The sequence below is a fragment of the Colwellia sp. MB3u-45 genome (genome assembly GCF_014077005.1).
Taxonomy (GTDB): Bacteria; Pseudomonadota; Gammaproteobacteria; order Enterobacterales; family Alteromonadaceae; genus Cognaticolwellia.
The window spans coordinates 165,131-179,893 of sequence record NZ_JACGVC010000047.1 but is presented as its reverse complement, the minus strand read 5'-3'; the positions used below and the strand labels follow the sequence as shown (position 1 = coordinate 179,893).

The 14,763-nt window shown below is 40.5% G+C and carries 12 protein-coding genes and 1 riboswitch; of the genes, 8 read left to right on the top strand and 4 right to left on the bottom strand.

The window, feature by feature from the left end; all coding sequences use genetic code 11:
• Window positions 1-22 precede the first annotated feature (22 nt).
• The 3 genes from moaB to moaA form a co-directional block, all read right to left on the bottom strand.
• The gene (gene moaB, locus H4J41_RS10275) at window positions 23-553 is read right to left on the bottom strand and encodes a molybdenum cofactor biosynthesis protein B (protein ID WP_182138234.1); all 531 of its coding nucleotides are present in this window, start codon (window positions 551-553) and stop codon (window positions 23-25) included.
• Window positions 546-1,232 carry a molybdenum cofactor guanylyltransferase gene (locus H4J41_RS10270; protein ID WP_182138235.1) on the bottom strand — a complete coding sequence of 229 codons (687 nt, stop codon included), beginning with the start codon at window positions 1,230-1,232 and terminating at the stop codon, window positions 546-548. The genes moaB and H4J41_RS10270 overlap by 8 nt, the downstream gene beginning before the upstream one ends.
• Window positions 1,232-2,203: a GTP 3',8-cyclase MoaA gene (gene moaA, locus H4J41_RS10265; protein WP_182138236.1), complete on the bottom strand. Its 972-nt coding sequence runs from the start codon at window positions 2,201-2,203 to the stop codon at window positions 1,232-1,234. Before moaA ends, H4J41_RS10270 begins: the two co-directional genes overlap by 1 nt.
• Window positions 2,190-2,351, bottom strand: a riboswitch (molybdenum cofactor riboswitch). (Overlaps the previous gene by 14 nt.)
• 253 nt (window positions 2,352-2,604) lie before the next feature.
• Between moaA and moeA the strand changes: the two genes are divergently transcribed.
• The 8 genes from moeA (at window position 2,605) to thrC (ending at window position 13,240) form a co-directional block, all read left to right on the top strand.
• A complete protein-coding gene (gene moeA, locus H4J41_RS10260) occupies window positions 2,605-3,843 on the top strand; it encodes a molybdopterin molybdotransferase MoeA (RefSeq protein WP_182138237.1) in 1,239 nt (412 codons plus the stop codon).
• A gap of 42 nt (window positions 3,844-3,885) precedes the next feature.
• Window positions 3,886-4,611, top strand: a complete 726-nt coding sequence (locus H4J41_RS10255; RefSeq protein ID WP_182138238.1) for an alpha/beta fold hydrolase — start codon at window positions 3,886-3,888, stop codon at window positions 4,609-4,611.
• A gap of 113 nt (window positions 4,612-4,724) precedes the next feature.
• Window positions 4,725-6,110, top strand: coding sequence for an ATP-dependent RNA helicase DbpA (dbpA, locus tag H4J41_RS10250; protein ID WP_182138239.1), 1,386 nt, complete (start codon window positions 4,725-4,727; stop codon window positions 6,108-6,110).
• Window positions 6,111-6,505: 395 nt separating this feature from the next.
• Window positions 6,506-6,910, top strand: coding sequence for a YebG family protein (locus H4J41_RS10245; RefSeq protein ID WP_182138240.1), 405 nt, complete (start codon window positions 6,506-6,508; stop codon window positions 6,908-6,910).
• A 204-nt stretch (window positions 6,911-7,114) separates the two neighbouring features.
• Complete coding sequence (locus tag H4J41_RS10240; protein WP_182138241.1) at window positions 7,115-7,843, top strand: M48 family metallopeptidase; 729 nt, start codon at window positions 7,115-7,117, stop codon at window positions 7,841-7,843.
• 621 nt (window positions 7,844-8,464) lie between these two features.
• Window positions 8,465-10,921 carry a bifunctional aspartate kinase/homoserine dehydrogenase I gene (gene thrA / locus H4J41_RS10235; protein WP_182138242.1) on the top strand — a complete coding sequence of 819 codons (2,457 nt, stop codon included), beginning with the start codon at window positions 8,465-8,467 and terminating at the stop codon, window positions 10,919-10,921.
• Window positions 10,921-11,895 carry a homoserine kinase gene (gene thrB / locus H4J41_RS10230; protein ID WP_182138243.1) on the top strand — a complete coding sequence of 325 codons (975 nt, stop codon included), beginning with the start codon at window positions 10,921-10,923 and terminating at the stop codon, window positions 11,893-11,895. The genes thrA and thrB overlap by 1 nt, the downstream gene beginning before the upstream one ends.
• A gap of 58 nt (window positions 11,896-11,953) precedes the next feature.
• Complete coding sequence (thrC, locus tag H4J41_RS10225; protein WP_182138244.1) at window positions 11,954-13,240, top strand: threonine synthase; 1,287 nt, start codon at window positions 11,954-11,956, stop codon at window positions 13,238-13,240.
• A 272-nt stretch (window positions 13,241-13,512) separates the two neighbouring features.
• Here the strand turns inward: thrC and serA are convergent, their stop codons facing one another.
• Window positions 13,513-14,742, bottom strand: a complete 1,230-nt coding sequence (gene serA, locus H4J41_RS10220) for a phosphoglycerate dehydrogenase (RefSeq protein WP_182138245.1) — start codon at window positions 14,740-14,742, stop codon at window positions 13,513-13,515.
• Window positions 14,743-14,763: the final 21 nt, after the last annotated feature.

Here is a 14,763-nt window from a genome sequence, read left to right as displayed (position 1 = left end):
AGTGCTATCGATATAGCTGATGCTATGTAAACTTTAGGTGCGGTACAAAGTTACAGGGGCGATGACTCGCATCCAGTTGCTCAACAATTAATTTGTCCCAAGCCGTTTTACAAGCATTGGTCGAGCCGGGTACAGATAGAATGACTGTGCTATTTGCCATGCCACCAAAGGCACGAGATTGAATGGTTGAAGTGCCAATCTCAGCCAAAGAAATCGTTCTAAATACTTCACCAAAACCTTCAATGTCTTTGTCAAATAAAGGTAATAACGCTTCCGGTGTATTGTCTCTTGCGGTAAAGCCCGTGCCGCCAGTGGTCAATATGACCTGTATAGCCTCGTCAGCGATCCATTGAGAAACTACAGCGCGTAGTTGGTAAACATCGTCTTTTGAAATTGCTTTAGCGGCTAAGGTATGGCCTGCTGCTTGTAATCGTTCAACGAGTGCCTGGCCCGAGGTGTCGTTGTGCTCTTCTCGGGTATCTGAAACAGTTAATACGGCGATATTTAATGGCACGAAGTCATCGCCACAATGAATAGAAGATTTGCTAGACATGAGATTTCCTTTGCAAAGATAATAAATGTTGCGCCTGTTGCCATTGCTCAGGCGTATTGGTGTTAAATAAACATTTGCTGTTTTTTGGTGTAACCACCTTATGCGGAATTTGTGCTAATAAACTGCGCACAGAAGGCCCGGTCAAATTTCGCTTACTGGCTGCTTTATCCGCACTGACGTGTTCATGACTAAAGCTTGTTTTTGACTTTAGTGGTGAATCAGGTCGTGACGAAGCTTGTGAATGCGGCTTGGTTAAAAGTTGTTGAAAAAACTGTTCAACAAAGGCATTAACCGGTAAATACAAGGGCAAGTAATTATCAGTAAAGTAGCATGCTTGGTTACTCAATTCGCCCACTTGCTTTAATCTTGCAAGTTCTACCGAGGTCATTAAAGGTAAATCTACCGGCAAAATTAATAGTGCTTGGGGTTTAAATTGTTTGATAATACTTTGAATGCCACCAAGGGGGCCGAGGTTGGCAACGAGATCGTCAATACCTTGTTCGCCACCACTCACCAGTACTTGTGAACTGCCGGCAGCTTTGAGTAAAGACATGCTATAACTGAGCATGTCTTGTTTTTCCCGTTGCAAGCTGGCTTTATCTTGTCCCATACGGGAAGATTTACCGCCAGCTAAAACCACACCTAAGCAGGGTTGAAATAACGTATTTGCCACCGCCATTAACCGCCCAACATAGCTAGGTTTTTCGTTGCGCCAGTCAGCTTCTCATGTAAAAAGTGCGTTTCCTTTTTATCAGTCAACATACTGGTGATAGCCGCTTTTAAAGGTTCAACATCATCAGTTTTCAAGTAGTCTTTCAACGACAAGCCTTGTTCAGTAAATAAACATAAATGTAACTTACCTATGGCACTAATTCGTAAGCGATTACAGGTATTACAAAAATCTTTAGAGTAAGGCATGATCAAGCCAATTTTACCGGCATAGTCAGGGTGATAAAACTCTTGTGCGGGTCCTGCCGCCTTGTCATTAATAACAGGTAACCAGCCATCTAAAATCAGATTTTGTTTTATGCGTGAGCCTTGAACGTGTTGAGCATCAAAAAATTCTTTATTATCACCCGTTTGCATTAATTCAATAAAGCGTAAGGTAATGGGGGTGTCTTTTAACCAGGCTAAATAACTGGCGATGTCGTAGCCATTATATTCACGCATTAATACGGTATTAACTTTAACATCTATATTGCCTGCCGCCACTGCCATATCAATACCTTTGAGGATATGTTTAAGCTTGTCGTGGCCAGTAATAGCATGGAATTGTCTTGGGTCTAAAGTATCAATACTGATATTTATGGCATCAATGCCGGCATCTATCCAAGCCGGTAAATGTTCAGGAAGTTTGTAACCATTGCTGGTGATAGCAACCTTTTTAATGCCAGGTGTTTGCTTACATCGGGCAATAATTTCAGGTAAGTCTTTACGTAAAGAGGGCTCACCACCGGTAATACGAATTTTTTCCGTACCCATAGCAGAAAACGCCGAAGCTAAGCGGGTTATTTCAGGCAGTGTAAGAAATTTTCTATCATTGTCACATTGATAGCCATTGGGCAAACAATAGTCGCAGCTAAAATTGCATACGTCAGTGATTGATAGGCGCAAGTAGTAAAACTTGCGACCGAAGTTGTCTGTTAACATGTCACCTTTCCAATGTCGGGAGGTAAACAAGTTTCCTTGTTAACCCTGGCAAACTCAAATTAAAACTCAAATTTGGTTTACGGCTAAAACAGCATGTTAGTTGCACAGCAACTAATTTAGCTAAGATAGCTCGGCGAAAAAAAATAATATCTATATCATCTATCTAAATATTTTATATTGTCTACTTGTAAGCATAGTATGATTGCAATCACTATAACAGAGAAAGACCTTTGTTATAGTAAATGATATTCAATAATATAATTATTATTTAAGAAGTAGATAACTCATACCATTTGATTTATCAACTTGGTATAAAGTCAAATGTTGCTTAATCGCGCTGTTTTAATGCGTTTAGTTAAAGCTAGAGAAATAAAACACAATATAAGTTGGAAGAGTTTATTATGGTTGATTGTTATTCTGCACCCGGATTAATGCCCTTTGAACAAGCATTAGAAACAATGCTAGCGGCTATTACCCCGATTACCGACCTTAAAAATATTAGCTTAGCTGCAAGCTTAGGTAGAGTTTTATCAACAGATATAACTAGCCCAATTAATGTGCCACCGCATAATAATTCCGCTATGGACGGTTATGCTTTCGCCCATGCGAGTTTGGCCAAGCAAGCGAGCTTGAGCTTAGCTGGTCGCTCTATGGCTGGGCAGCCTTTTGCAGGGGTTTGTGGTGCAGGTGAATGTATTCGTATTATGACGGGCGCTAAAATGCCGGCTGGCTGTGATAGCGTAGAAATGCAAGAAAATTGCCAAGTAGTAGGCCAGAGCGTTAAATTTTTAGGGCAGAGTAAATTGGCTGACAATGTACGCTACGCCGGTGAAGATATTAAGCAAGACCAACTGGTTTTTACTCAAGGTCGGCGTTTGTCTGCTATTGATATTGGTGTATTAGCTTCTCTTGGTATTAACGAATTAAGCGTATTTCGCCAGCTTAATGTCGCGTTAATTGCCACAGGTGATGAGCTAAAAGCATTAGGCGAGCCTTTAGGCAGTGGTGATATCTTTGAAAGTAACAGTTACGCGCTAGCGGCTATGCTAAAGAACTTAAACGTTAATGTCATTAATTTTGGCGTTATTGCTGATGATGAAGATGCGATAAGATCAGCGTTTATTCAAGCGGATGCCCAAGCTGACGCCGTGATTTCCTCTGGTGGTGTGTCAGTAGGTGAGGCAGATTATACTAAACTCGTGCTTGAACAAATTGGTGAAATTGCCTTTTGGAAAATAGCGATGAAACCCGGTAAACCCTTTGCCTTTGGTAAATTGCCGAACAGTGTGTTTTTTGGCTTACCAGGGAACCCGGTTTCTGCCATGGTAACCGCGGATCTTTTAGCCATGCCAGCGCTGATTAAATTACAAAATTGCCACTCAACACCGGCAATCACCTTAAAAGCAAAAACTATCACTGATTTAAAAAAGTCACCCGGGCGCATGGACTTTCAGCGCGGTGTTCTCTCTTATGACCACACAGGCGAGTTAATGGTCAATAGCACAGGCAGTCAAGGCTCCGGCATTTTAACCAGTATCTCGTCGGCCAATTGTTATATTGTTTTACCGGCTGAGCAAGGTCGAGTGCCAGCGGGAGAAGTAGTCAATGTTCGCTTGTTTGAGCGCTACTTTGCATCATAATTTAGACAAAGTAGCACTCAAAAAAACCTACAAGGGATAAAAGTGTCACAAACTATTTACTTTATTCCCGGTACTATGTGCGATGAGCATTTGTGGTTGCCTGTATGGCAGCGGCTACAAGAGCAATGTCATGAAGATCACCAATTAATTTCTTTGGCGATCCCAAATACCGGTTGTATGGACGAAGTGGTGAGTGCTCTGGCAGAAAAAATCGTTGCACATAAGGCGATATTAGTGGGTTTTTCATTAGGCGGTTATATTGCGAGTGCCATAGCGTTAAAGCTCGACAATAAACTTAAACACTTACTCATAGTCTCTAATTTTCCGAAAAATTTACCCATAGCCGAAATTAAGCAACGTAAACGTACTACTGATTTGATAAGCCAGCGCGGTTATTGTGGTATTCCAGATAAGCGTGTTGATGACTTATTACACCCAGAGATTAAGCAACTTAATCGACAAGGTTATCAAGATATAAAGCAAATCATCGTTGCTATGGACCGCACGTTGGGTGTTGATGTGTTATTGCATCAACTCAGAATTTCTATGCATAGGCCCAACTTATTGCCTGGTTTAGCTCGATTATCCTTACCTATTACCTTGCTGGTGGGCGATGCGGATAACTTAGTTGATCTTGCTTCATTAAAACAAGCGCTGCACGGCGCGAGTCATATTGTGTTAAAAGAAATACCCCATACTGGCCACATGTTACCATTAGAATCACCGCAAGCTTTTGCCACTATGCTAATGCATTTGTTGGCTAACTAATGCTACTTTTTGTCAGCTGCCCAGTGGTTAATAATTTAATTGTCTAAAGCTGTGTTTGCCTGAGCGAAAGCGTGTAAAATAGCGACAATTATTTTTTACCTTAGGACTTTACGTTGAGCGACAGCAAATTTTCATCACTTAGCTTGCAACCGGCACTTTTAGAAAACCTTTCATCAATGGGTTACCATGAGATGACAGAAATACAAGCGAAAAGCCTACCAGCTATTTTAGCGGGACAAGATGTTATTGCCCAAGGTAAAACCGGCTCTGGTAAAACAGCCGCATTTGGTCTTGGCCTTTTGAATAAACTACAAGTTAAAAAGTTTAGAATTCAAACCTTAGTCCTTTGTCCAACACGCGAATTAGCCGACCAAGTAGCGAAAGAAATTAGAAAGCTAGCAAGAGCTGTGCATAACATTAAAGTGCTAACTTTATGTGGTGGTACACCGTTTGGCCCGCAAGTGGGTTCATTGGAACATGGCGCACATATTATTGTTGGCACACCAGGGCGAATCGAAGATCATTTAGGCCGTGGCACCTTGTCATTAGAGCATGTTGACACCTTAGTGTTAGATGAAGCCGACCGTATGCTTGATATGGGTTTTCAAGCGGCTTTAGATAACATTGTGGCTAAAATGCCTCAGCAAAGACAAACCTTATTGTTCAGCGCTACCTTTGCACAACAGATTCAAAAAATCGCCAATAGCTATTTGCAAACACCAGCCGTGATCAAAGTAGAATCAAGCCATGAAAGTAGCACTATTTCACAGCACTTTTATCAGGTAGAAAATGATGAAGATCGCCTAATGGCGATTCGTTTACTGCTGTTAACTCATCAGCCTGAGTCGAGCGTCATATTTTGTAATACCAAAGTAGAAACCCAGAGTGTGGCTAATAAATTGGCGGCTTATGGGTTTGGTGTTGTCGCCTTACATGGTGATTTAGAGCAAAGAGACCGAGATCAAACCTTAGTACGTTTTTCCAACAAAAGTGCCTCAATACTGGTGGCGACTGACGTTGCTGCTCGTGGCTTAGATATTGAAGCACTTGATGCGGTATTTAATTATCATATTGCCCACGACAGTGAAGTTCATATTCACCGTATTGGCCGCACTGGTCGTGCAGGCAGCACGGGTTATGCTTTTTCTTTATTTAATAAAAAAGACAGCTATAAAATTGGCTTGTTAGAAGATTACTTAGAGCGCAGCATTGAAGGCGAAGAATTGCCCAGTAGTGATGCTTTAGAGCGCAGTATATTTACGCCAAAAATGACGACAATACAAATCGACGGCGGTAAAAAGCAAAAAGTGCGACCAGGTGATATCGTCGGTGCATTGACCGGTGAAAACGGCATAACCTTTGAGCAAGTGGGTAAAATCCAACTAGGCGCAAATTGGGCGTATGTCGCTGTAGATAAAATGGTGATTAAAAAAGCGTTAAATAAATTAACCCATGGTAAGTTAAAAGGCCGTACTTTTAGGGTTAAAGAATTAAAATAAGACTGTTCCCCTAGCATATCCAGGTGACTAACTAGGTACTCAGTGGCAAATTTGAGTACTTGGTTAGTCACCAAACTATCATTTCTAAAGCATAGCTCCTACTGTCATCACTTAAGTGTCATCACTCTTCACCTTGATTTTTCAATATCGGGCTTTACACCTGTTGACCTTGTGATAAATATTAACGCATAGTAAGGTCATATATCGAACGATAGCCATTATGAAAATAGTGCGGGTTAATAATAGCCTTTGGTAATTTAAAGTAATCAGGGTATGATGCTGTTAATATATACAGTTGTTGCTACTGTTGTGCTGGTATATGCATGATCTTACTGCATCATAGCAATGAGTCGAGTTTGGTAAATAGTTAAATAATAGTTAATTAAGGGATAATAATGGCAGTTGAAAGTCGATATGTCGTCATAAGAAAAGCTGTAGAGGTAGAAACATTCATGGATAAAAGAGCCGCAGATGAATACGACAAAATGCTTGATATTGCAGATGGTTTATCTGAAATTTTTGAACAAGCACCGGTCGAGCTTTCAGAAAGTATCCGTGAAGAACTGAGTGTTTATTTAGCGCAAAACCGTGAAGAGGTACTTGTTGCGTTACAGGCAAAAAAAGCTAAAGTCGTCAGTAAAAAATCCGCTGGCAGCAGTCAAAAAAAGACGAAAGACACAGTAGAGTTAGCTAATGACACTGTTGAAGCTGATAGCGTTAAAGCTACAACTGAGTCAGTAAAAAAACCTAAAGCAGCTGGCGTTAAAGCGAGTAGTAAAGCTAAATCTGACTCCGCTTAGCAACGCTTTCAATACCGGTAGGCGTGAAGTAACTTATGAATAACTTTACTCTTCTGAGCTAAAGTTTACTGAGTTATCATATGGGCATCATATGACTGTAATATGACCATAATATGACCATAATATGACAGTGTTGTTTATCGCAAGTTGACTAATAAAGACATCCACTTAACTTGATATAAGTTGATGTCTTAGGGTAGCGTTTTGGAATATCAGCTGATACGTAGTTCGCGCCGAAAGACTATTGCGTTACAAGTCAGTAACGCAAAAGTTATTGTTAGGGCGCCAAGGTTTGTTAAAACAACTTATGTTGAGCAGCTTATACAAGCTAAATTGCCGTGGTTGCAGCAAAAGGTGGCCGAGCAAAAAGAAAGTATAGTGCTGAGCCCTCATTTTACGCTGCAATTTTCTGATGAAACGCTAGGTAAGCATCCAAGCCTATATATTGATGGTTTGCCTCATAGCGTACTGATTGATTTTGGTCAGAAAAATGTTATGCACAATAAGTTAGCACAAAGTTTAACCGTAGTGCTTAACCCTCGCTATAAATCCCAGGCTCTAAACTCAGCTATTGTTAGCACAAAAATAAAATCGCAAATCGAATCTTGGTTTAAAGCCAGTGTTGAAGATTACATTGAGCATAATCTTGTGATTTTTTCACAACAAATGTCGTTGCATGCCTCGTCATTTAAAGTGAGAAAATACAAAGCACGTTGGGGAAGTTGTAATAGCCGCGGCGAATTGAGTTTTAATTATTTATTGAAAATGCTGCCTACTTGGGTGATTGACTACGTTATTATTCATGAATTGTCTCATTTGGAGCACATGAATCACTCGACAAAATTTTGGCAATTAGTGGCCGAGCATTATCCAGAATATCAAAGTGCCAAGCGTTGGGTGCAACAACACCAAGCCTATCTACAGTGGTCGTAGTCGTCGTTTAAATACCGCACTGTAGTGACCATACTGCTTCTCGACTGAGACAAATTTTCATTTTAAAGGCAAGCGGGACAATAGCATGATGTTAATTTTTTACTGTAGGATCCTGCTTTAGTTAGGTTGGCAAAAAATCAAATTATTGTTGAGGGCGTTTTACTGTTTTGCTGAGTAGGGAGAAAATACTTTAAGTGTAAATTACCGCGTGTTGTGCCATTTAAAAGTCAGTTTTTATGTCGCCCGCAAAAACAGTATTGGCACCTTGAAGACTTGATGAGTTGTCTAAGATGACCTTTATTAAGCCCAAAAATGTCAGTGTTAATCACAGCTGCTTAATTAAAAACAGAGCTGTTAGATGAATATTTTATAAAAATATTCAATCCACCTCACTTTTATACATATATTAGTTTTTTTTATTCATAAAAATCAGTTGACAGAAAAACCCATATCAGGCATTTTATAGCCTATGAATATTCTACTTAGCCGAATTATTATTATTATTACTACCACCCTCACCGGAATGGTGGTCATCGGCTGACGTGTAGAATTTGTCAATTTTATAAAGCCCGTGACCTATAAGGTTACGGGCTTTTTTTGTTTTAGGATTTAGGAGTAAAAATGCGTGTATTAAAATTTGGTGGTTCCTCTTTGGCTTCAGCTCAGCGCTTTATTGAAGTGGCAAATATCATCAAAAATAAAAGTAAGTCTTCTAGTCTTGCTATTGTTGTCTCTGCGCCTCAGGGCGTTACTAATCATCTGGTAGCGATGGCAGAGAATATTTCCAATGAAGAAAAGTTGCAAAGTGACTTACTGCATTTTAAACACGCAATTGAAAATATTATTAACGACTTATCGGCAACATTGCCCAGTTTTTGCCCGCTACATAGCGAGCAAGTACTAGCCACTTGGGAACACCAGTTAAGTCGATATTTGCATGGCGCCACATTACTGTCATTTTGTCCTGAACACATACGTGCGCGTATTATCAGTATTGGTGAGCGCTTAAGTGTAGCCTTGTTGCAATCGGTACTGTCAGTTGACGCCATTGAAGTGAGTATTATTGAACCCGAAAAGTTTTTACGCACTAATGATGTGGCTATGAATGCCGTGGCTGACTTGGTGTTATGTAAAGAAAAGTTTCAACATGTATATAACGAACTCAATACCATTGCGCTTATGCCTGGTTTTATTGGTGTTGACAGCCTGGGCAATATAACCACCTTAGGCCGCAATGGCTCAGACTATTCTGCAGCTGTATTAGCGGTTTGTAGTGACGCCGAGTATTGCGAAATTTGGACGGATGTTGACGGCGTTTATAATGCGGATCCTCGCTTAATCAAAGAAGCGCAATTATTAGATTATTTGTCTTACCAAGAAGCGATGGAGCTGTCTTATTTTGGCGCCAGTGTTTTACACCCTAAAACGATTGGACCGATTGCCCAGTATCATATCCCTTGTTTAATTAAAAATACCGGTAATCCTGACGCGCCAGGCACCTTAATTGCTAATGAAAATGATCAGCAAAAGCGGGTTAAAGCGATTTCAAACCTAGATGACTTAACCATGGTGAATGTTTCTGGCCCAGGTATGAAAGGCATGGTAGGTATGGCAAGTCGAGTTTTTGCTACTATGAGTCGTGAAAATGTTTCTTTAATTTTAATTAGTCAATCTTCAAGCGAATATTGTATTAGTTTTTGTATTTACTCGTCTGATGCCGTTAAAGCAGAGCGCAGTCTACAAGAAGAATTTGAATTGGAATTATTAAACGGTTTACTAGAGCCGTTATCATTAACCCCTGAAATGTCGATTGTATCGTTAGTTGGCGATGGTATGAATCATCAGCAAGGTGTGGCGGCAAAATTTTTCGCTTCATTGGCACAAGCCAGAGTCAATGTGGTGGCGATTGCGCAAGACTCGTCAGAGCGTAGTATTTCTGTCGTTATCGAAAGTAGAAAGTGCACTGATGCCATGAAAGTGAGTCATCAAAACTTTTTCTCACACAAAAAATCTATCGATGTATTTCTGGTTGGCTGTGGTGTGGTAGGTAGTGAGTTACTTGCTCAAATAGCGCGCCAACAGGCAAAACTGACCACAGACAATATCTCACTAAGAGTCTATGGTTTGGCTAATAGTAAAGGCATGGTATTTAACAGTGAAGGTATCGATGCGGCAAATTGGCAGGAAAACTTAAGGCAACAACCTGTGGCGGTTAATGTTGAAAACATTAAAGACTTTGTGCGTCAAAATCATTTAATTAACCCTGTATTAGTTGATTGTACATCTAATGAAGCACTCGCGTTGCAATATGTGGATTACTTAGAAGCAGGCTTTAATGTGGTAACGCCCAATAAGAAAGCCAACACAGACTCTTGGCAGTATTATCAAGCACTACGAACAGCAGCACAAAAAACCAACCGTCGATTTTTATATGAAACGACCGTTGGCGCAGGTTTACCTGTAATTGATACCTTACAAAATTTACTGAAAGCCGGTGATGAACTGGTGCGCTTTGAAGGGATATTATCAGGCTCTTTATCCTATATATTTGGTAAACTTGATGAGGGCATGACCTTATCTCAAGCAACTAATTTAGCCAAAGAACAAGGCTTTACTGAACCTGATCCACGCGATGACCTGAGCGGTATGGACGTAGCGCGTAAATTGCTTATTATGGCCAGAGAAGCCGGTATGGCGTTAGAACTAGACGACATTGAAATAGAGCCAGTGTTGGCTAACTCATTTGACGCTAGTGGCGACGTAGCCACCTTTATGAGTAATTTACCTACCTTAGATCAGGCCTTTGCTGAGCGAATTAAGCTCGCAAAAGCGGATGGCAAAGTGCTTAGGTACATGGGTAACATTGTTGAAGGGAAATGTCAGGTGACTATCGAGGCTGTCGGTAAAGAACATCCTTTATATAGTGTTAAAGATGGCGAAAACGCTTTAGCGATTCATAGCCGCTATTATCAGCCATTACCTTTCGTTTTACGGGGTTATGGTGCTGGCGCTGCGGTAACTGCTGCCGGTGTTTTTGGTGATTTATTAAGAACATTAGCATGGGAGCAACAACACTAATGAGCGTTTCAGTATTTGCACCTGCTTCAATTGGCAACGTTAATGTCGGTTTTGATGTTTTAGGTTTAGCGGTTAAACCCATTGATGGCACATTATTGGGTGATGTAGTGACGGTTAGCCCTAGTAATGACGGCGATCAATTAACGGTTACCGGTGATTTTGCACATAAGTTACCCAGTGATGTTAAGCTAAATATTGTTTGGCAGTGTTTACTCTTGTTTAATAAAGAATTATTTGCCAGTAAACAGGCGAGTGTTGAAGTAAAAATAAGCTTAGATAAACGTATGCCAGTGGGCAGCGGATTAGGCTCTAGCGCCTGTTCAGTGGTGGCAGCCATTGCCGGTTTAAATGCTTTTTATGAAAAGTACCATCAGTTTAGCTTTTCAAAGCAAGCGCTGTTAAAAATGATGGGAAAGATGGAAGCACAAATTAGTGGTAGTCTTCACTACGACAATGTTGCACCATGTTTTTTAGGGGGTATGCAGCTAATGGTGCCCGACCACGATATCATTGCCCGTAATTTACCGCCATTTCAAGATTGTTATTTTGTCATGGCATACCCAGGCATTGAAATATCAACCAAAGCAGCAAGAGAGATATTACCAAACACTTATTCTCGTGCTGACTTGATCAGTTTTGGGCAGAATTTCGCCACATTTGTTGATGCTTGTCATCGCGGTGATAAAGCGCAAGCCTTTGCGGTATTAACTGATGTGGTTGCTGAGCCTTATCGAAAATCAATTTTACCTGGCTACAGCGAAGCGGCAAGTTATTTAACACAACAGGGCTGTTTGGCGGTTGGCATTTCTGGCTCAGGCCCAACACTTTTTTGTGTCACAGACGATCTAGCAAAAGCAACAGAATTTGCTGCTTGGTTAAACGACAATTATTTACAAACATCAGCTAACGGCAGCAGTGAAGGATTTGTTCATGTTTGCCAAGCTGATACTCAAGGTGCAGTGAGTTTACCTTAAAGCGCAATGCTATCTGTTGCTTTAAACCTCGAGATTAAACCCTATATAGGAATTGAGTGTGAAATTTTATAATTTAAAAGAAAACGATGAAAGAGTCAGTTTCGCTGGCGCGGTAAAGCAAGGCTTAGGGCGTAATCAGGGCTTGTTTTTTCCAGAAGAAATTCCCCGCTTTGATGATATTGAAGCCTTACTTGCGCTGCCGATGGTTGAGCGTAGCGTTAAAGTACTTTACCCTTTTGTTAGTGAAGATTTAACCGAAGAGCAGTTAACTGAAATTGTTACTGACGCCTTTAATTTTCCAGCGCAAATACAGCCTATTAGTGAACGTAGAGCCATACTAGAATTATTTCATGGACCGACACTGGCGTTTAAAGATTTTGGTGCTCGCTTTATGGCCAAATGTTTACAAGCGTTTGGTGAGGGTAAAAAAGTCACTATTTTAACCGCAACCTCCGGTGATACTGGCGCTGCCGTGGCACATGCTTTTCACGGTATTGACAACATTGATGTCGTGATCTTATATCCGAAAGGAAAAATAAGTTTATTACAGGAAAAAATGTTTACGACCCTAGGCGGTAATATTCGCACTATTGCGGTAGAAGGCACGTTTGACGACTGTCAGACGCTTGTTAAACAGTCTTTTGATGATCAAGAGCTTAAAGAGGCTATTGGCTTAAATTCAGCTAACTCGATTAATATTAGTCGTTTGTTGGCACAAATTTGTTATTACTTTGAAGCGGTTGCACAACTTTATCGTCAAAAAGGCACTGATGCACTTAGCGATATTGTTTTTGCTATTCCCAGTGGTAATTTTGGTAACCTTACCGCCGGACTTTTTGCTAAAGCCTTAGGTTTACCTATTAAGCGTTTTATTGCCGCCACAAATGCCAATGATACCGTGCCTCGCTATTTAAAAACCGGCGAATGGACACCTAATGAAACAGTTGCAACCATTTCTAATGCCATGGATGTGAGTAACCCCAATAATTGGCCACGTATAGAACATATGTTAAAAGCGGGATTAGTTGAGCAAGATTGTGTCACTTCAGTATCAATTGATGAAGAGCAAACACAAATGGCGATGATCCAACTGGCTAAACTTGGCTACATCAGTGAACCTCATGCGGCGGTTGCTTATAGAGCGCTGCAATATAATGCCCTTGATACTGAATTTGGTGTATTTTTGGGGACCGCGCATCCAGCTAAATTTAAAGATATTGTTGAAAGTACCTTAGGACAACCGATAGGCTTGCCAAAAGAGCTTGCCGATTGTGCGAGTGAAACCATTCTATCAACCACAAGTTCAACTGACTTTGCTGAACTTAGAGCTTACTTACTCAATTAGTTACTGCGCTGGTTAGCGTAAGATCAGGCTAGTGTTAAATGGCAGTTTTTACTGCCTTTTATCTGCAGAAAGTATAGCAAGGCTGGGGTTAAGTAGTTGTGAGGCAAGTCGCTGTGAGGTAAGTAAATTTTTACGGTGAGTCATGGTAAATCGGTATTTAGCTTGCCAAGTTAGGCACTTAACATAGTGTGATATAGCGTAAACTGTAGCAGAAATAAAAAAGCCAAAGAAAATATTCTTTGGCTTTTTAGTTCTTCAAATCAGCAGTGATATTAGTTTAATAATCTTACTCTGATTGTTGCATCAATCTGTTTTAATTCTTTTAAGGCTAACTTGCCATTTTCAGCTTCAATATCAATAACTACATAGCCAATTTGGTCAGCGGTTTGTAAATACTGAGCGGCAATATTGATATTAAGTTTGGCAAACATTTGGTTGATTTGCGTTAACACCCCAGGTCTATTGTGGTGAATGTGTAATAAACGACTGGTGCCAAGATGGCCAGGTAAGGATACTTCAGGAAAATTAACGGCAGATAATGTTGAACCATTGTCTGAATATTTAGCCAGTTTACTGGCTACTTCAAGGCCAATATTTTCTTGCGCTTCTTTCGTACTGCCACCAATATGTGGCGTTAAAATCACGTTATCAAAGGCACGTAACGGGCTAAAAAACTCATCGTCATTACTTTTAGGTTCAACTGGGAATACGTCAATTGCTGCACCAGCCACTTTTTTACTGGTTAAGGCCTCGGCTAAGGCGTCAATATCAACAACAGTGCCGCGCGAAGCATTAATAAAGATAACACCCTGTTTCATGACCTCAAATTCTGCCGCACCCATCATATTTTTGGTTTGTGGCGTTTCAGGTACATGCAAACTAATAACATCCGCTTCTTTCAATAATGAAGTCATAGTCGGCGCTTGGCTGGCATTGCCTAAAGGCAGCTTAGTTTCAATATCGAAAAAGCGAACTTTCATCCCTAAAGTTTCGGCTAGTATGCCAAGTTGCATACCAATATGACCATAACCGATAATGCCTAAGGTTTTGCCTCTGGCTTCAACTGAACCCGTAGCTGATTTATTCCAAACACCACGATGTGCTTGGGCACTTTTTTCTGGAATACCACGTAATAATAATAATGTTTCGCCCAATACTAACTCAGCGACAGAGCGGGTATTTGAAAATGGCGCGTTAAATACTGGGATACCAAATGATTGTGCTGCGGCTTTGTCTACTTGATTGGTACCAATACAGAAGCAACCAATAGCAACCAGCTTTTTAGCGTGGCTTAAAACATTTTTATTTAAGTCAGTGCGAGAACGTATACCAACAAAATGCACGTCGGCAATTTTCTTAATTAGCTCTGCTTCTGAAAGTGAGGCTTTAATATATTCAATATTTGAATAGCCTTTATTTTTCAGCTCTTCAAGGGCGCTCTGGTGAACACCTTCTAGAAGTAGTATCTTAATCTTGTCTTTTGCTAATGAATTGTTGCTCATGATAGTTTATCTTCTCTCGAT

What these genes read in the sequence shown, in the direction of transcription:
- moaB (WP_182138234.1), bottom strand. Translation starts at nt 553, where the DNA reads ATGTCTAGCAAATCTTCTATTCATTGTGGCGATGACTTCGTGCCATTA.
- H4J41_RS10270 (WP_182138235.1), bottom strand. Translation starts at nt 1,232, where the DNA reads ATGGCGGTGGCAAATACGTTATTTCAACCCTGCTTAGGTGTGGTTTTA.
- moaA (WP_182138236.1), bottom strand. Translation starts at nt 2,203, where the DNA reads ATGTTAACAGACAACTTCGGTCGCAAGTTTTACTACTTGCGCCTATCA.
- moeA (WP_182138237.1), top strand. Translation starts at nt 2,605, where the DNA reads ATGGTTGATTGTTATTCTGCACCCGGATTAATGCCCTTTGAACAAGCA.
- H4J41_RS10245 (WP_182138240.1), top strand. Translation starts at nt 6,506, where the DNA reads ATGGCAGTTGAAAGTCGATATGTCGTCATAAGAAAAGCTGTAGAGGTA.
- thrA (WP_182138242.1), top strand. Translation starts at nt 8,465, where the DNA reads ATGCGTGTATTAAAATTTGGTGGTTCCTCTTTGGCTTCAGCTCAGCGC.
- thrB (WP_182138243.1), top strand. Translation starts at nt 10,921, where the DNA reads ATGAGCGTTTCAGTATTTGCACCTGCTTCAATTGGCAACGTTAATGTC.
- serA (WP_182138245.1), bottom strand. Translation starts at nt 14,742, where the DNA reads ATGAGCAACAATTCATTAGCAAAAGACAAGATTAAGATACTACTTCTA.